The sequence below is a fragment of the Streptomyces sp. NPDC001851 genome (genome assembly GCF_040297165.1).
Lineage (GTDB): Bacteria > Actinomycetota > Actinomycetes > Streptomycetales > Streptomycetaceae > Streptomyces.
In genome coordinates this window covers 42,774-60,309 of record NZ_JBEOYR010000005.1, presented here as the reverse complement: position 1 = coordinate 60,309, position 17,536 = coordinate 42,774, and the positions used below count along the sequence as shown (strand labels likewise).

The window sequence follows — 17,536 nt, the reverse complement described above, 5'->3', positions numbered from 1 at the left end:
CTACTCGGCGCCGAGCCGGGCCGCCAGGTCCGGCAGGGAGGTGGCGGTCAGGTCGGCGGGGCGGGCCACCGAGGGGTAGGGGTGCGATGTGCGGCGCAGCCAGGCGGTGGTCAGGCCGGCGCGGCCGGCGCCGTCGATGTCCCAGGGGTGCACCGAGACCAGCAGGGCCTCGTCGGCGGCCACGCCCACGGCGTCCAGGGCGTATGCGTAGGCCTCCCGTGCGGGCTTCCAGCGGCCGGGGCCCGCCACGTCCAGGTGGGTGGTGAAGCAGTCGGTCAGTCCGGCCCGGTCCAGCACGGCACGGGTGGTGTCGGCCGAGCCGTTCGTGAGGGTGGCCAGTCGGTATCCGGCCGCGTGCAGCGCGCGTACGCCTCGGGGCACGTCCGGGTGCAGGGGCAGTTCGGGCAGTCCGGCGAGGACGTACGCCGCGGCCTGTTCCGGGTCGCTGGCGCCCTCTTCGGCGGCCGCCAGCGCCCGCAGACCTTCCCCGGCGACGGCCGCGAAGGAGGCGTGGCCGCCGGCCAGGGTGAGGGCCACGCCGTCGCGCAGCACGCCGGCGAACCAGGCGGTGAGGAGGTGGCCGGGCAGACCGACGTGCTCCAGGCGGGCGGCGAGCGGGGCCATGTCGGTGAGCGTCTCGTTCACGTCGAACAGCAGGACGTAGGGGCGGCGGACAGCGGGCAAGGGGGTCACCTCCGGGCGCGGGAAGGGCGAGCGCCTGGGCCTCGCGTTCCTCCCGGATACCGGGACTGCCCGACGGCCTCGCGACGGCGGTGCCAACTGGACATTACCGGCACCAGGTGGCGGGCCGTGCGCCGACACACCAGCGGCGGGGCTCCCCGGCGCTTCTGTTTGGCCCCGCCCGACGGGGGTACTCCGCGGCCCACCAGGGCGAGAGATGCCGTCGCCGCGCGCATGCGGGAAAATCAGGTCAGTGAGCGGAAGGAGTGGCCGTGGGTGTACGCACCTGGATCGACTCCTGGCCGGTCTACCGCCAGCTGACGGGCACCGACCCGCTGGGCCGGGGCGCTGCCGCGAAGAGCGGGCGCAGTGAGCGCCTGCAGCCCCGGGTGGCCACCGCCGACCGGGTGGTGAAGTCCGTCTGCCCGTACTGCGCGGTGGGCTGCGGCCAGAACGTCTACGTCCAGGACGAGCAGGTCACCCAGATCGAGGGCGACCCGGACTCCCCCATCTCGCGCGGCCGGCTGTGCCCCAAGGGCGCGGCGAGCCTGCAGCTGACCACCGGCGACGCACGCGAGCACCACGTCCTCTACCGGCGCCCGCACGGAACCGGGTGGGAGCGCCTGGACCTCGACACGGCCATGGACATGATCGCCGACCGGGTGATCGAGGCGCGCCGGGCAGGCTGGCAGTGGGAGGTCGACGAGACCCGCACCCGGCGCACGCTCGGCATCGCGAGCCTCGGCGGGGCCACGCTCGACAACGAAGAGAACTACCTGATCAAGAAGCTGTTCACCGCGCTCGGAGCGATCCAGATCGAGAACCAGGCGCGTGTTTGACACTCCTCCACCGTTCCCAGTCTGGGAACCTCGTTCGGACGCGGCGGCGCGACCACCTTCCAGCAGGACCTGCAGAACGCGGACTGCATCGTCATCGAGGGCTCGAACATGGCCGAGTGCCATCCGGTCGGGTTCCAGTGGGTGATGGAGGCCAAGGCGCGGGGCGCGAAGCTGGTCCACGTCGACCCGCGCTTCACTCGCACCAGCGCCCTCGCCGACCTGCACGTCCCGCTGCGGGCGGGCAGCGACATCGCCTTCCTCGGCGGGATCATCCACTACGTCCTGGAGCACGAGAAGTACTTCCGCGACTACGTCGTGGCGTACAGCAACGCCCCGGTGATCCTGCGGGAGGACTTCCGCGACACCGAGGACCTGGCGGGTGTCTTCTCCGGTCTCGACGCCGCCAGCCGCTCCTACGACAACAGCAGCTGGCAGTACGAGGGCACCGAGATCCAGGCGGCCTCCGGGCAGCGCGACCAGGAGTACGACAAGCGGACCGGCGGCGGCAGTTCGGTCACCGAGGCGGCACCCGGCGAGGCACACGGCTCCGGCGGCGCGGTGATCGGCGAGGGCGAGCCGCAGCGGGACGAGACGCTCACCCATCCGCGCTGTGTCTTCCAGGTGCTCAAGCGGCACTACGCCCGCTACACGCCGGAGATGGTCGAGCAGGTCTGCGGGGTGCCGCAGGACCTGTTCCGGCAGGTGTGCGAGCTGGTCACGGAGAACTCCGGCCGGGACCGCACCACGGCATTCGCCTATGCGGTGGGCTGGACGCAGCACACGGTCGGGGTGCAGTACATCCGCGCCGCGTGCGTCCTGCAGACCCTGCTCGGCAACATCGGCCGGCCCGGCGGCGGCATCCTCGCACTGCGCGGACACGCCTCCATCCAGGGCTCCACCGACATCCCGACCCTGTTCAACCTGCTGCCGGGCTACATCCCGATGCCGCACGCGCACAAGAACGAGGACCTGGACGCGTTCGTGCGGGCCGAGGCGGCCCACAAGGGTTACTGGGGCAACATGCGCGCGTACCTGGTGAGCCTGCTCAAGGCGTACTGGGGCGAGGCGGCCACCGCCGACAACGACTTCTGCTTCGACTACCTGCCCCGGCTCACCGGCTCCCACTCGGCGTACGAGACGGCCATGGCCCAGCGGGAGGGCACCTGCAAGGGCTACTTCCTGTTCGGTGAGAACCCCGCGGTGGGCAACGCCAACTCCAAGCTGATGCGGCTCGGCATGGCCCACCTGGACTGGCTGGTGGTCCGCGACTTCTCGCTGATCGAGTCGGCGACCTGGTGGAAGGACGGCCCGGAGACCGAGACCGGGGAGCTGCGCACGGAGGACATCCGCGCCGAGGTGTTCTTCCTGCCGGCCGCCGCGCACACCGAGAAGGACGGCAGCTTCACCAACACCCAGCGGCTGCTGCAGTGGCACCACCAGGCCGTCGAGCCGCCCGGCGAGGCGCGCAGCGACCTGTGGTTCACGTACCACCTGGGGCGGCTCATCCGGGAGAAGCTCGCCGGGTCCACCGACGAGATGGACCGGCCCGTGCTCGACCTGGCCTGGAACTATCCGGTGAAGGGCCGGCACGCCGAGCCGGACGCGGAGGCCGTGCTCGCCGAGATCAACGGCCATGACGCCGAGGGCAACCCGCTCTCGTCGTACGAGCAGCTGAAGCCCGACGGCTCCACCACCTGCGGCTGCTGGATCTACTGCGGTGTCTACGCCGACGGCGTCAACCAGGCGGCCCGCCGCAAGCCCGGCCGGGAGCAGGACTGGGTGGCCGCCGAGTGGGCGTGGGCCTGGCCCGCCAACCGCCGCATCCTGTACAACCGCGCCTCCGCCGACCCCGAGGGAAAGCCGTGGAGCGAGCGGAAGGCCCTGGTGTGGTGGGACCCGGAGAAGGGCCAGTGGTCCGGGCACGACGTGCCCGACTTCAAGAAGGACAAGCCGCCCGATCACGAGCCGCCCGAGGACGCGACCGGCCCGGAGGCGTTGTCCGGCACGGACCCGTTCATCATGCAGGCCGACGGCAAGGCCTGGCTGTATGTGCCGTCCGGGCTCACCGACGGCCCGCTGCCCACCCACTACGAACCGCAGGACTCGCCGTTCCCGAACCTGCTCTACGACCAACAGCGCAACCCGGTACGGCAGTTGATGCCGGCGGTCCGCGACAACCGCTACCAGCCGAGCGGTGACGAACCCGGCTCACAGGTGTTCCCGTACGTGGCCACCACCTACCGGCTGACCGAGCACCACACGGCGGGCGGCATGTCCCGCTGGCAGCCGTATCTGGCCGAACTCCAGCCGGAGTTCTTCTGCGAGGTCTCCCCCGAGCTGGCCGCCGAGCGGGGTCTGGAACACACCGGGTGGGCGACGATCGTCAGCGCACGCGGGGTGATCGAGGCGCGGGTGCTGGTGACGGACCGGATGGCGCCGCTGACCGTACAGGGGCGCCGGCTGCACCAGGTGGGCCTGCCCTACCACTGGGGCCCCAACGGCTACAGCACCGGGGACGCGGCCAACGAGCTGCTGCACCTGTCGCTGGACCCGAACACGCACATCCAGGAGTCGAAGGCGTTCGCCGTGGACATCCGCCCGGGCCGCCGGCCACGGGGCCCGGCGTCCGTGGCGCTGGTGCGGGCCTACCGGGTCCGCGCGGGCATCGACGAGCACACGGGCACGGAGCCCTGAGTCACTTGAGCACCAGGGAGTGCGGACCGCGGGGCACCAGCTCCCCCACCACCGGCGCGCCGGGCACCTCGCCGGCGACGAGCAGCCCGCCGGAGGTCTGGGCGTCCGCCAGCAGCAGCCGGGTGTCGGCGTCGGTGGTCCCGAAGTCGGTGTGCGGGGCGACCCATGCGAGGTTGCGCCGGGTGCCGCCGCTGACATAGCCGTCCCGGACGGCCTCCCGCGCCCCGTCCAGGTAGGGCACGGCGGCCGTGTCGACCACGGCGGTCACGCCGGAGGCGCGGGCCAGCTTGTACAGATGCCCGAGGAGACCGAACCCGGTGACGTCGGTGGCGCAGGTGGCCCCGGCCGCGAGGGCGGCCTCGGCGGCGTCCCGGTTGAGCGCCGTCATCGTGGCGACGGCCTGTTCGAACCGCTCGCCGGTGACCTTGTGCCGGTTGTTCAGCACGCCCACGCCGAGCGGCTTGGTCAGCGACAGCGGCGTCCCGGGCCGCCCGGCGTCGTTGCGCAGCAGCCGGTCCGGATCGGCGAGGCCGGTGACGGCCATGCCGTACTTCGGTTCCGGGTCGTCGACGCTGTGTCCGCCGCCGACATGGCAGCCGGCCTCGGTGGCGAGGTCCAGACCGCCGCGCAGCACCTCGCGGGCCAGGTCGAAGGGGAGCCGGTCGCGCGGCCAGGACAGCAGGTTCACGGCGAGCACCGGACGGCCGCCCATCGCGTACACGTCGGACAGCGCGTTGGCGGCGGCGATGCGTCCCCAGTCGTAGGGGTCGTCCACGACGGGGGTGAAGAAGTCCGCCGTACAGACCAGCGCCGTTCCCCGGTGGGTGACCACGGCGGCGTCGTCCCCGGTGGCGAGCCCGACGAGCAGCGGGGTGTCGCCCCCGGCGAGCGGGTGCGCGGCCAGCCCGGCGACCACCTCCTCCAGCTCTCCGGGCGGGATCTTGCAGGCGCAGCCGCCGCCGTGGGCGTACTGCGTGAGCCGGACGGGCGCCCGGCCGGTCGGTGGGGATGTCGATGTCATACCGGCGGTCTCCCGGGGCAGTAGCCTGACGAGCGGTGGAGGCGTGTGGGTGCCTGGTGGCCCTCCCGGTCTTCAAAACCGAGGGGCCCGAGGATCTCGGGCCGGCGGGTTCGATTCCCGTCCGCCTCCGTTCTCCGGGTCCGTGCGGCAGCGCCGGTGCTGGTCGTCGACGCGTTCGGTGTGGCCGCGCGCGTCGAGGAACTCCAGCAGCGGTACGGCCACCCGGCGGGTGGTGTCCAGCGCACGCCGGGCCTCGCTGAGCGTGAACGGCTGGGGCAGGGTGCGCAGCACGGCGGCGGCCTCGGCGTCGGCGCCGGGCAGCAGCACGATCCCGTCGGCGATCCGCAGCAGGGCACCGGCCGCGACGGCGGCGGCCAACGCCCTGCGGTCCAGGCCGAGTTCGGCCAGCCGGCCGGCCTCCGGCGCCCGGAACGGCATACGGGCGAGATCCTCGCGCACCGCGTCAACGGCGGCCCGGACGGACGGGGGAAGGTCCGGGCGGACACGGTCCGAGGCGTACAACCGGCCCTGACGGGACCGGAGTCGGGGTGTCGCGTCGACCAGCGCGTCGACCAGGGTGCGGTCGGGCAGGCCGAGCAGCCGGCGGGCCGCCTCGGCGGGCAGGCCGGGCTCCAGCGGGTGCGCGCGGGCGTGCCGGCCGGCCTCGGCGGCCAGCCGGTCCTTCAGGGCGTTCCAGTACGTCGCGTCGACCAGCCAGTCCCCGGCGACGGCGGGGGCCGGGGCGGAAAGGCGCCCTGCCCCCGTCCGCGGGCCGCCCTGGGCCCCGGCCGCGGGCGGCGGGACGCCCATCGCCCTCAGGTCGGCGCGCCGGATCAGCTTGCGGCGGCGCAGTTCGGCGGTGCCGTCGGGGCGGCCGGTCATGCCCGCGAGTTCCGCCGCGCGGGCGCGGCCGGCACCGCGCCGGGTCAGCCGGGGCGGTCGTACGTCGAGGACCGTGACACCGCAGGGCATGCGGCTGCCGCCGGGTTCGCGCAGTACCGCGCGGTCACCGACCCGCAGGGGCAGGCCGCGGGCGAGGGTGAGCCGGGCGGTGTCCTCGCCGAGGGGGCGTACGGCCACCGGTACGGCGGCGGTGCCGATGTGCAGGGTGACGGCGCGGGGCAGGCCGGCGACCGGCTCGCCGGTGACCCGGACGTCGATCAGCGCACTGCTCAGCCAGCGGTCCGGGGTCAGCAGCACATGGCCCCGGCGCAGGCCGTCGTCGCCCGGTCCGTGCACGTTGACCGCCACGCGGGCCACCGCGCTGACCTCCCTCCGCTCCTCCTGCAGGGTCTGCAGCGCGCGCACCCGGAGCACGGCCGTGCCGTCCCCCGTGACCAGCCGGTCGCCGACGCGCAGGGTGCCCGCGCCGAGCGTGCCGGTCACGACGGTGCCGTGCCCGCGCACGGTGAAGGCCCGGTCGAGCCAGAGCCGTACGTCGGCGTCGGGGTCCGGATCGGCCAACTCGCCTGCCAGCCGGGCGAGTTCGTCGCGCAGCTCGTCGAGTCCGGCGCCGGTGACCGCGCTCACCGCGACCGCGGGCACCTTGCCGAGGGAGGTCCGGGCCAGCCGTTCGACGGCGTCGGCGCGCACGGGTCCGGGGTCGGCGAGGTCGCTGCGGGTCACCGCGAGCACGGCGTGCCGGACGCCGAGCGCGTCGAGGACGGCCAGGTGTTCCTCGGACTGGGGCTGCCAGCCCTGGTCGGCGGCGACCACGAACAGCACGGCGGGCACCGGTCCGACGCCGGCCAGCATGGTGGGCACGAAGCGTTCGTGGCCGGGGACGTCGACGAAGGCGAGGTGGTCCCCGTCCGGGCCGAGCCGGGTCCATACGAAACCCAGGTCGAGGGTGAGTCCCCGGCGGCGCTCCTCCTCGTAGCGGTCGGGCTCCATGCCGGTGAGGGCCCGTACCAGGGCGGACTTGCCGTGGTCGACATGGCCGGCGGTGGCGAGCACCCGCATCATGCCCGCCCTCCCCCGGCGGGCCGGGCCGAGCGCACGGCATCGGCCAGCCGGTCGTCGTCCTGTTCGGGCACCGCCCGCAGATCCAGCAGGCAACGGCCCGCCTCCAGGCGCCCGACGACCGGGACGCCGCCGGTGCGCAGCGCGGCGGCGTAGGACGCGGGCAGGGAGAGGGCGGCGCTGGGCAGGGTGACTCCGGGGGCTCCGCCGCCGCCGACGGCAGCGGCGGACTCGACGGCCCGTACGTCGATGCCGTCGGCGTTGAGACTCTCGGCCAGCCGGTCGGCGCGGGCGCGCAGGCGGGCCGGGTCGGCGGTCAGGGCGACGGCGGTAGGGGTGGGCGGGCCGGTGAGGGTGGCCTCCAGCGCGGCCAGGGTCAGTTTGTCGACGCGCAGCGCGCGGGCCAGCGGGTGCCGGGCGAGGGCGCGGACCAGGTCCTGGTCGCCGAGCAGGAGTCCGCACTGAGGTCCGCCGAGCAGTTTGTCGCCGCTCGCGGTGACGAGCGCGGCACCCGCGCGCAGCTGCGTATCGGCGTCGGGTTCCTCGGGCAGCGCCGGGTGCGGGGCGAGCAGCCCGGAGCCGATGTCGACGACGACCGGGACGCCGAGGCCGGTGAGTTCAGCGGTCTCGGCGGACCGGGTGAAGCCGGTGATACGGAAGTTGGACGGATGCACCTTGAGCACGAACCCGGTGTCCGGGCCGATCACGGTGGCGTAGTCGGCGGCGGTCGTGCGGTTGGTCGTACCGACCTCGCGCAGCCGGGCGCCGGTCGAGACGAGCAGGTCGGGCAGGCGGAACCCGTCCCCGATCTCCACCATCTCGCCCCGGCTCACGACGATCTCCCTGCCGGCCGCGAGAGCGGTGGCGGCGAGCACCAGCGCGGCGGCGCCGTTGTTGACGACATGCACCGCCCCGGCCGCCGGTACCCGCTCACGCAGGGCGGCCAGGGCGGAGCGGCCACGGCGGGCGCGTACGCCGGTCGCCAGGTCCAGCTCCACGTCCGTGGGCCCGGCGGCCTCCTGCACGGCCTGCCGGGCGGCGGCCGACAGCGAGGCCCGGCCGAGGTTGGTGTGCAGCAGCACCCCGGTGGCGTTCAGCACCGGGCGCAGCCCGCTCGCGGTTCCGGGCAGCAGGGCGAGGGCGGTCCGCAGCACCTCCTCGGGCGGGACCCCTCCCCCACGGGCCCGCTCCTGCGCCTCGCGCACGGCGGCCTTGACCGCGCCGACACCGAGCCGGTCCACGGCCGCGGCCAGCCGGGGGTCGCGCAGCAGGTGGTCGGTGCGGGGGATGCTACGACGCGCGTCGGTGTCGGCCGGTGGCGGAGCCGGGTTCTCGGGTGGCCGTGCGGAGTACTCCGCAGGGCGGACGGGGTCCTCCGGAGGCCGGGCGGCAGTCGACTGTACGCAATCCGCCGACGTCCACGCGGTGTGATCCCGCGGCCCCACGGTCGCGTCCGCGTGCCGCTGTGGGGCGGCCGGGCCGGGCCGGCCCGCCCCGGCCCGCTGCTCGGCCGCGCTCGCCGTCCGCTGCTCCATGCCGCCGCTGTCCCTCCGGTCCGGCCCGGGCCCGTCCGGGCTGCGCCCATCGTCTCCCAGTGCCCCGGACCGGCCGTTCGACACGCCGGGAGAGGGGTTGGCACCCGCCACTGAGCCGGGCAGCGCCAACTCCGTTGCGTGTCATGGGGGCCCCGTCGGCCAAGCCCAGTCGCCCGTGTTCCGGGTGTTCTGGGCATCGTGGGCGTCCGGCTGTGGCCGGGGTGGCGGGGCCTCGCCGGCGGTGAGGTGTTCCAGTACCTCGACCAGTTCCTGGCACGCCCGCTCCACCGAGCGCCGGGTGTTGCGCTGCTCGGTGATCAGCGCGGACAGCAGGAGCGCGGTCAGGGCCATGGAGCCGTTGAACGCCTGGAGCTTCGCCATGACCTCGATCCGGCTCAGCCCGGTGAAGGCGCCGACGCCGTCCGTCGCGGCGACGGTGGCCAGTACGGACGTCAGCAGCGCGGACAGCACGCTGCCCACCAACTGGAAGCGCAGGGCGGTCCAGATGAGGAGCGGGTAGACGAGGTAGAGCAGGCTGACCGTGCTGTAGACCGCCAACGGCACCAGGCAGCAGGCGACGGCGGTCAGCGCGGTCACCTCCTTCCAGCGGGCCAGGGGCGGTGGCCAGCGCGCGCGGTGCAGCAACAGCAGGAGCGGGGTGACGATCAGGACGCCCATGGCGTCGCCCACCCACCAGGCGAGCCACACGAGCCAGAAGTCGGCCGGGTCCAGCTTGTCCGTGACGACGAGGAGACCGACGCCGACGGTGGCGCTGATCAGGGTGGCGGTCAGTGCCCCCAGGAACACCAGGGCGAGGCCGTCCCGCAACCGGCTCAGGCCGGTGTGGAAGCGGGCGCGGCGCAGCAGGAGCGCCGCGCACACCGGTGCGCCGGTCTGGCCGGCCAGGGTGATCAGCACATCAGGCCGGAAGCTGGTGATGTACATCACGGCGAAGAAGGCGCCGATCGTGATGCCGGGCCAGCAGCGCAGGCCGAGGATCAGCAGCGCGGCGACGGCGACGCCCGTCGGCGGCCAGATGGGGGTGACGACGGCGCCTTCGACGGTGAGTTCGCGCAGGAGTCCGAGCCGGGCGGCGGCGTAGTAGCAGGCCGCGACGGCCAGTACCTGGACGGCGTAGCCGCCCGGCCGGCGCAGAACCTCGAAACCCACCACAGCAGCCATCCCACACCGGCGGCCCCGGGTCGGCGAGGCGAGAGCCGGTGCCGTCCGGCCCTATGGCTGAATCCCCGGCCGGTGGGCCGGTGCTGACAGGGCCGGACCGGTCAGGTGCGGACTCCGTCCAGGCCCACGACGAGGACGGCCGCGTCGTCCTCGTGCCCGACGCTCTCGGCGCCCTTGATCACGGCGGCGGCCAGCGCGTGGGCCTCCAGGCCGGCGACGGCGGCGATACCGGCGAGGCGCACCACTTGGTCGAGGCCGTCCTCGATGGTCAGCGAGGGGCCCTCCACCACGCCGTCGGTGAGGAGGACGAACACGCCGCCCGTGGTGAGCCGGTGGCGGCTGACCGGGAACTCCATGCCCTTGTCGATGCCGAGCGGCGGCCCTCCCTCCTCGTCGACGACGCCGGACTTGCCGTCCGCCGTCGCCCACACGAACGGGATGTGGCCGGCCCGTGCGCTCTCCAGCACTCCGGTGGCCGGGTCGAGGCGCATGAAGGTGCAGGTGGCGAAGAGTTCGCTGCCCAGTGAGACGAGCAGGTCGTTGGTGCGGGCGAGGAGTTCGCCCGGCTCCCCGGTGACGGAGGCGAGGGCGCGCAGTCCGGCCCGCACCTGGCCCATGAAAGCGGCGGCCTCGATGTTGTGCCCCTGGACGTCGCCGATGGACAGCCCGATCCGGCCGTCGGGCAGGGTGAACGCGTCGTACCAGTCGCCGCCCACGTTGAGACCGAGGTTGGCCGGTGCGTAGCGGACGGCGAGACGCAGGCCGGGTGCGGTGGGCAGGTCCCGGGGGAGCATGCCGCGCTGCAGGGCGATGGCCAGCTCGACCTGGGTGCGCTGCAGCTCCGCGCGTTCCCGTGCCTGGGCGATGAGCGAGCCGAGCCTGGCCAGCAGCTCGTCGCCGTCGTCCGTGGGGCGCTTGCGGGGCATCGATCACTTCCGGCGGGGCGGTGGCCTTGCCTGACCGGCCGCCTGCAGATTCGGCAAACGCCTAGATTTTACCTATATCGGAAGTTCTCGCCCTGCGGGTGAGGGGCGGTACGACTCCCGGTCAGCGCACCTCGGAGTCGATCCCGGTGATCACGGCGGGTCCGAGCGGTGCGCTCCGTTCGTCCAGTCCCGCTCCCCGGAGGGCGGAGTCGGCCAGCCGGCGGGCCTCCTCCTCGGCGTGCGGACCGGTGTCCGCCTCGACGGTCAGGCGCAGCGTGAAGGTGTTGTCCTCGTTCACGCTGAGCACGTCGAGGTCCTCGGCGCTGCCCATCCGGGTGCCGTGCGGATCGGCGGGCCTGAGCGCCGTGGCCAGGCGACTGCGGGTGTCGGTCCCGACATCCGCGGTGAAGGTACCGGGAACGGTGATCACGTAGGTCGTCATGACGGTCCTTTCCTCGGGCGTCCCCCCGTCTACCCCGATTCACGGCGTTCGCACGGCACCCCCGCGGAGCAGACCGTGCAGCCCGGCGGCGGCCGTCCACCCCAGCACCGGCAGCACGGCGACTCGTTCCATGCCGCCCATGCCGAGACCGAGGTAGTGGTGGGAGAGGAAGAGCCCGAAGGCGACGAGGGCGACACCGCCCAGCAGCGCGCTCCCCCACCGCAGCAGGCGCGGCGCGCCGTCGGCGAGAGCGGGGCCGGCCAGCAGCAGGCCGGTGTTCCCCGTTCCCATGATCAGCAGGGCGCCGAGCACATGCTGGTTCTCGTGCACGTCCGCCGGCGCCAGCCCGACCAGGACGAACCCGACGCCGGCCCCCGCGAGCAGCAACCGGCACAGGACCGCGGCAGTGCCGCGCCGCCAGAGCGGGCCCGTCAGCACGACCCCGGCGACGAGCAGCAGCCCGAGGGTGACGAACGAGGTGTTCATCAGGGCGTGTCGGGGAGAGCAGACGTATCTCGGCTCGGGGTCGGTCTGCCAGGCGCAGCGCGCGTCGCCGAGATCGCTGATGTTGTTCCGCGCCCAGCTGTACGGCCGTTCCCATGCCGACTCGACGAGGCTGTGGGCGACGAAGAACTGTGCCACCCCCGCGATCCACGCCGCACGCCAGATCCTGTCCCGCATCCGTCCGCCTCCCCTGCCCCCGGCCTGTGTCACGGCAAGCCGATCATGGGTTGGGCGAGCGGCACGCTGCGGCAGGCCCCCGTATGCCGGGTGCGGGTACCCCCCGGCACTGCTGGTGTCTCCGAGTGTGTTCGGTTTCCTGGCCGTCGGGCTCGCGGCGGCGACCGGCCACGCTCGCCTGGGTGGCGGGCGTGCCCGCCGGGGCCGCGCCGGGCCGACTGCTGGGCCGGCGTTCGGCGTTCCGAGCGGTGGCTGTGCTGTCCGCGCCCGCACTCGCCGCGATCGCCCGCTCGGCGCCGGGCAGCCCGGCCGAGGTGCCGGCCGTGCCGGCGCTGGGCGGGGCCGCGTCGCTCACGGCTGACTCTGCCCGCGCCGCCCGCCGGGCACACCGTGGCGGCCCTCCCCCCTGGTCCCGTTGCGGGGGCCTCTCGACGTTCTGGGCCGGTGCGACGCTGATCACCCGGGTGCTCCGCGAGGCGACGTCCGCCCCGTCGCTCGCGCGGGCGCGTTCGCGATGTCCGCGCTGAACGTCGGAGCCGCCCAGGTCCGGTCCTGGGCGGCGTACGCCGGGGCGGGCGGGAGCGGAAGCCCGTGTGGCGAGCCGGTGGGGGCTCACAGCGGGGAGCGGGCCACCGCCGTCACATAGGCGCCGAACAGCAGGGACACGACGGTCAGGGCGCCGTAGACGACCACGGCGTGGGCCGGCCGGAGCCGCCAGGTGCGGGTCAGGGCGCGGGCCACCGGGATGAGCAGCGGGAAGGCGGGCAGCAGGAACCGCGGCTTGGAGGAGAAGGAGCCGGAGCCGCCGACCACGAGCAGGATCAGGATGCCCGCGAAGACCACCAGGACGAACGGGGCACGTTCCAGGCACAGCAGCGCGAACAGCACCACACCGATCGCGACGATCGCCAGGGCCACGGGGTAGACGACGCCCCCGCCGTGCAGCAGCAGGGCCTTCAGGAAGCGCGCCGATCCGGCGCCGAAGTCGAAGCGGGAGTCCCAGGCGCTCTGCACCTTGAAGTAGCCGCCGAACACGTCTCCTATCCGGGTTCCCACCCACAGCACATAGCCGAGCCAGCCCAGTGGGGCCAGTACGGCTCCGGCCCACAGGCTCACCGGCACCCGGCCCCGCTGCCGCAGCGCCTCGTACCCGGCGGCGAGGGAGACGGCCCCGGCGATCGCGAAACCGCTCGGCCGGGACAGTCCCGCCAGCGCGGCCAGTGCCCCGGCCCACAGCCAGCGGCCCTTGAGGACGCAGTACAGGGACCAGATCGCGAGCGCGGCGAACAGCGACTCGGTGTAGGCGATGGTCAGTTCGACGGAGTGCGGCAGGGCGGCCCAGAGGGCGACCAGCGCGGTGGCGACCCCGCGGCCGTAGAGGTGGTGGCCGATGACGTACACGCCGTACGCCGCCACGCCCGCGGCGGTCCAGGCGATGAGCAGCGCGGCCTGGCCGGGGGTGAACGGCAGGATCGTGGTCAGTGCCCTGATGAGCCCCGGGTACAGCGGGAAGAACGCCCAGTCGCTCTGGACGTCGCCCTGCGGGGTGATCCAGATCTTGTGGCCGTAGCCCTGGGCGGCGATGTGCAGGTACCAGCGGGAGTCCCAGGAGTGGGCCAGGGTCCGGAGGAGCGGGTGGCCCCTGACCGCGTTGGTGAGGACCACCGCGAGGACCCCGGCGAGCCGGACGGCCGCGAACAGGGCCAGGGCCGGCAGGGCGCCCTCGGTGATCCCGCGCCGGGTGATCCGTGGCAGGCCGGGGCGTCGGGCAGGGCCGGAAGGGGCGGCCGACTCGGGCGGCCGGGGTACGGAAGAGGTGCTCACTCTGTTGACCTTGGGCACGCCAGGTAAGACGTGCAAATCGCGACCCGGGTTTCTTACGCACTTCCACCCCGATTCAGGAATTGGTCAAGGGATGGGTGTAAATCCCTTACCTCACGACCCCCGGAAGGAGCACCTGAGGGGTGTGGTTACCATATGAGCGCTGCCTAGCTCGAAAGATGGATCCGTGACTGTCAACGACGACTCGTTCACCAACTGGAAGATCCGCGAGGAGATCGCGGAGTCGATGATCCCGCTCATCGGGAAGCTGCACCGCGAGCGGGACGTGACCGTCCTGCTGCACAGCCGCTCCTTGGTGAACAAGTCGGTGGTCAGCATCCTCAAGACGCACCGTTTCGCCCGGCAGATCGACGGCGCGGAGCTGTCGGTCACCGAGACCATGCCGTTCCTTGAGGCCCTGACCGCCCTCGACCTCGGGCCCTCCCAGATCGACCTGGGCATGCTGGCCACCACCTACAAGGCCGACGACCGCGGCCTGAGCGTGCAGGAGTTCACCGCCGAGGCCGTCGCCGGCGCCACCGGTGCGAACAAGATCGAGCGCCGTGAGCCGCGCGACGTCGTCCTGTACGGCTTCGGCCGCATCGGCCGGCTGGTCGCCCGCCTGCTGATCGAGAAGGCCGGGTCCGGCAACGGTCTGCGGCTGCGCGCCATCGTGGTCCGCGGCGGCGGCGCCCAGGACATCGTCAAGCGCGCCTCGCTGCTGCGTCGCGACTCCATCCACGGCCAGTTCCAGGGCACGATCACCGTCGACGAGGCCAGCAGCACCATCGTGGCCAACGGCAACGCCATCAAGGTGATCTACGCGGACGACCCGTCAGCCGTGGACTACACCGAGTACGGCATCCGTGACGCCATCCTCATCGACAACACCGGCAAGTGGCGCGACCGCGAGGGCCTGTCCAAGCACCTGCGCCCCGGCATCGAGAAGGTCGTGCTGACCGCGCCGGGCAAGGGCGATGTCCCGAACATCGTGCACGGCGTCAACCACGACACCATCAAGCCGGACGAGCAGATCCTCTCCTGCGCCTCCTGCACCACCAACGCGATCGTGCCGCCGCTGAAGGCGATGGACGACGAGTACGGCGTGCTGCGCGGTCATGTGGAGACGGTCCACTCGTTCACCAACGACCAGAACCTGCTCGACAATTACCACAAGTCCGAGCGCCGTGGCCGCTCCGCGCCGCTCAACATGGTGATCACCGAGACCGGTGCCGCCTCCGCCGTCGCCAAGGCCCTCCCGGACCTCAAGGCGAAGATCAGCGGCAGCTCGATCCGCGTGCCCGTGCCGGACGTCTCGATCGCGATCCTCAACCTGCAGCTGGCCCGCGAGACCACCCGCGAGGAGGTCCACGACTACCTGCGCGAGGTGTCGCTGACCTCTCCGCTGAAGCGCCAGATCGACTTCATCACGGCGCCCGACGCGGTCTCCAGCGACTTCATCGGCTCGCGCCACGCCTCGATCGTGGACGCCGGCGCCCTCAAGGTCGACGGCGACAACGCGATCCTCTACCTCTGGTACGACAACGAGTTCGGCTACTCCTGCCAGGTCGTCCGCGTCGTCCAGCACGTGTCGGGCGTGGAGTACCCGACGTACCCGGCGACGGCCGTCTGACGGATACCCGCGCACAGGCCGCGGCCGCCGACCGGGTTCCGGTCGGCGGCCGTCCTGCTGGGGCGCGTGCGGTCAGGCCTTCGCCGGAACCGCGCAGGCGCCCGCGGCACACGCGGTGAGCCACTGGTCGAAGTCGGCGTCGTAGCGGGTGCCGATGCCGTCGTGGTAGACGGCGTATCCGCCGGCGTAGTCACCGACGCGGAAGCGGGCGAGCATGCTGTGCAGGTCGTCGGGGTGCTTCTCCGCCATGTAGCGCACGGCGAGGTAGCCCCACGGGTAGGTGCGGATCACGTCGCTGTTGTCGTAGGTGCTCTCGAAGAGGGTGCTCAGCTTGTACGTGTGCTTGGCCGCCTCCTGGACCGCCTGGTCGTCGGCGATGCCCCGGTAGCTGTAGGACACGTACTCGGCGAGGCCCTCGATCCACCACACGTCCGGTACGGAGATCTGCTGGTCGAACGCGCCCTTCATGTCGTCGCGGCCGTCGAGGAAGTGCGTGTACTCGTGGTTGAGGTTCCAGATCCGGGCCGTGAATCCGTCGTCGGAGGGCTTCTGGTACATGATCGACGTGACGTGGTTGGCCGGGTCGGACGGGTTGCCGTCCAGGGTCATGCCGCCGTTGTCGGTGCCGATGCCGTAGATCGGGCCGGCGTAGGTCTGGTAGTCGGTGCGGCTGGCGAACACCACCAGCTGGATGGCCGACACGTACTGGCCGGGTATCGCTCCGTCGGCCTTGACCACACCGCGGAAGTAGCCGCTCTGGTTCAGCACGCTGGCGCAGGCGGCGTCGAGGTCGGCGGCGGTCAGCGACTGGGCGAGGATGGTGACGTTCGCGTCACACTGGTGGCTGACGGGCAGCACGGCCTTGGTCAGCTTCCCGGACAGGTCGCAGACGTCGTAGTAGGAGCAGTTGGCGCCGTCGTAGGCGCTGGCCTGGGTGGCCACGGCGACCCAGAGCCCGGCCGTGGGTCCGGTCATCGCGGTCCGGTCCAGGACGTCCTTGGCCAACGGCCGGGCGTTTTCCTGGAGTTCGGGGTGCTCGACGTAACGCGCCAGGTTCATTCCGGCGTTGGAGTCCAGGAAGGCCAGGTCGGTGCCGAGCTGGTCGGTGTTGGCGAGCGCGAAGTCGTACAGGGTGTCGATGATGCGCGGGTCCGACTCGACCGCCTTCACGTACGACGGGTTCCAGTTGCCGCGCCACAGCGGGGTGTAGACGTTGTTGACGGCCCGGATCATGCTGTCGACCGCGTCGTAGGAGCTGTCGTAGGCGTTGAGCAGTCGACGGTATACATACAGGTAGCGGCCCTGCTGGTCGGCGCTGTCGGTCAGGATGACCGTCTCGCCGAGGATGTCGCCGTTGGCCGCGCTGACGTCCCGGGAGTGGGAGCGGGCGAAGAAGGCGTCCAGGCCGGCCGTGACGGCCGAGGTGAGGCGGGAGGTGTACGGCCCCACGTCCGCGGAGTGGTTGAACTGCACGTAGTAGCCGGCGCGCAGGAAGAGGACCAGCTGCTCGATGCCGCCGGAGTCGTCACCCCGGTACTGCCCGGCCGTACGCGTGTACGCACTCGCGACGGTCAGCATCTGGGCCTGCTGGAAGATGTCGTGCGCGTTCTTGCCGGTCACCGAGAAGAGGGTGTTGACGCAGTCCGTGGACGAGGCCTTGACGAAGGCGACGAGGGCGGAGCCGGAACGGCTGCCGAAGTCGCCCGGAGTGCAGGAGGCCGCCGTCGCCGCCCTGCGGGCCGGCTTGGCCGTGAGGGGCTGCAGGGGCGGGAGTTGGGACGGGCTGAGCCGTCGGGACTGACTCGCCGGGTGCTCGGTGACGGCGGTGGTCGCGCCGGCCGGCGACGGTACGGATGTGTGCCCGTGGGGAGCGGTGGCGGCAGCGGTGTGCGGCAGCGGTGCCGCGAGCGCCGGCGTGGCCAGCAGACCGGTCACGGTGACGCAGACGGCCGCGGCGCCGGCCAGGCGTCCGCCCGTGTGGGGGTGCCTGCGGCCGGGCATGCGTCTGGGCAGCGCGAAGCGATAGCGCATCTGGGGTTCCTCCACGAAGGGATGCGCCTCGGTGGGGTGTTGAGGCGTGTGAGGCACTGTCTCAGCGGGCCACCCGGCCCAACAATGC

11 protein-coding genes, 1 tRNA gene and 1 pseudogene are annotated in these 17,536 nt (G+C 72.8%); 3 read left to right on the top strand and 10 right to left on the bottom strand.

The annotated features are described in order from the left end of the window. Nucleotides 1–684 (bottom strand): haloacid dehalogenase type II, encoded by a 684-nt coding sequence (locus ABT171_RS08570; protein WP_351241231.1) that lies wholly within the window; start codon nucleotides 682–684, stop codon nucleotides 1–3. Between the two features lie 269 nt (nucleotides 685–953). Here ABT171_RS08570 and fdh point away from each other — a divergent pair, with 269 nt between their 5' ends. Next, nucleotides 954–4,214, top strand: coding sequence for a formate dehydrogenase (fdh, locus tag ABT171_RS08565; RefSeq protein WP_351241229.1), 3,261 nt, complete (start codon nucleotides 954–956; stop codon nucleotides 4,212–4,214). Nucleotide 4,215: 1 nt separating this feature from the next. On the opposite strand, the gene selD is transcribed toward fdh, so the two are convergent. After that, nucleotides 4,216–5,235, bottom strand: coding sequence for a selenide, water dikinase SelD (gene selD / locus ABT171_RS08560; protein ID WP_351241227.1), 1,020 nt, complete (start codon nucleotides 5,233–5,235; stop codon nucleotides 4,216–4,218). Between the two features lie 37 nt (nucleotides 5,236–5,272). Between selD and ABT171_RS08555 the strand changes: the two genes are divergently transcribed. Next, a tRNA-Sec gene (locus tag ABT171_RS08555) sits at nucleotides 5,273–5,365 on the top strand. Between the two features lie 83 nt (nucleotides 5,366–5,448). On the opposite strand, the pseudogene ABT171_RS08550 reads toward ABT171_RS08555, so the two are convergent. From ABT171_RS08550 to ABT171_RS08520, 7 genes and pseudogenes are all read right to left on the bottom strand, one after another. Then, nucleotides 5,449–7,197 (bottom strand): annotated as a pseudogene (locus ABT171_RS08550) (GTP-binding protein); the annotation flags it as partial. After that, nucleotides 7,197–8,732 carry an L-seryl-tRNA(Sec) selenium transferase gene (selA, locus tag ABT171_RS08545; RefSeq protein ID WP_351241225.1) on the bottom strand — a complete coding sequence of 512 codons (1,536 nt, stop codon included), beginning with the start codon at nucleotides 8,730–8,732 and terminating at the stop codon, nucleotides 7,197–7,199. The pseudogene ABT171_RS08550 and the gene selA, both read right to left, overlap by 1 nt. Nucleotides 8,733–8,873: 141 nt before the next feature. Continuing rightward, the gene (locus ABT171_RS08540) at nucleotides 8,874–9,914 is read right to left on the bottom strand and encodes an MASE1 domain-containing protein (RefSeq protein ID WP_351241223.1); all 1,041 of its coding nucleotides are present in this window, start codon (nucleotides 9,912–9,914) and stop codon (nucleotides 8,874–8,876) included. Nucleotides 9,915–10,015: 101 nt separating this feature from the next. Further along, nucleotides 10,016–10,840: a PP2C family protein-serine/threonine phosphatase gene (locus tag ABT171_RS08535; protein ID WP_351241221.1), complete on the bottom strand. Its 825-nt coding sequence runs from the start codon at nucleotides 10,838–10,840 to the stop codon at nucleotides 10,016–10,018. Between the two features lie 121 nt (nucleotides 10,841–10,961). Next, nucleotides 10,962–11,282 (bottom strand): hypothetical protein, encoded by a 321-nt coding sequence (locus ABT171_RS08530; protein ID WP_351241219.1) that lies wholly within the window; start codon nucleotides 11,280–11,282, stop codon nucleotides 10,962–10,964. Nucleotides 11,283–11,321: 39 nt separating this feature from the next. Next, nucleotides 11,322–11,963, bottom strand: coding sequence for a DUF998 domain-containing protein (locus ABT171_RS08525; protein ID WP_351241217.1), 642 nt, complete (start codon nucleotides 11,961–11,963; stop codon nucleotides 11,322–11,324). 612 nt (nucleotides 11,964–12,575) lie between these two features. After that, nucleotides 12,576–13,787, bottom strand: a complete 1,212-nt coding sequence (locus ABT171_RS08520; RefSeq protein ID WP_351241215.1) for a putative hexosyltransferase — start codon at nucleotides 13,785–13,787, stop codon at nucleotides 12,576–12,578. A 184-nt stretch (nucleotides 13,788–13,971) separates the two neighbouring features. On the opposite strand from ABT171_RS08520, the gene ABT171_RS08515 reads away from it, so the two are divergent. Beyond that, the gene (locus tag ABT171_RS08515; RefSeq protein ID WP_351241213.1) at nucleotides 13,972–15,417 is read left to right on the top strand and encodes a glyceraldehyde-3-phosphate dehydrogenase; all 1,446 of its coding nucleotides are present in this window, start codon (nucleotides 13,972–13,974) and stop codon (nucleotides 15,415–15,417) included. Nucleotides 15,418–15,489: 72 nt separating this feature from the next. On the opposite strand, the gene ABT171_RS08510 is transcribed toward ABT171_RS08515, so the two are convergent. Then, nucleotides 15,490–17,448 carry a collagenase gene (locus tag ABT171_RS08510; protein ID WP_351241211.1) on the bottom strand — a complete coding sequence of 653 codons (1,959 nt, stop codon included), beginning with the start codon at nucleotides 17,446–17,448 and terminating at the stop codon, nucleotides 15,490–15,492. Between the last annotated feature and the right edge of the window lie 88 nt (nucleotides 17,449–17,536).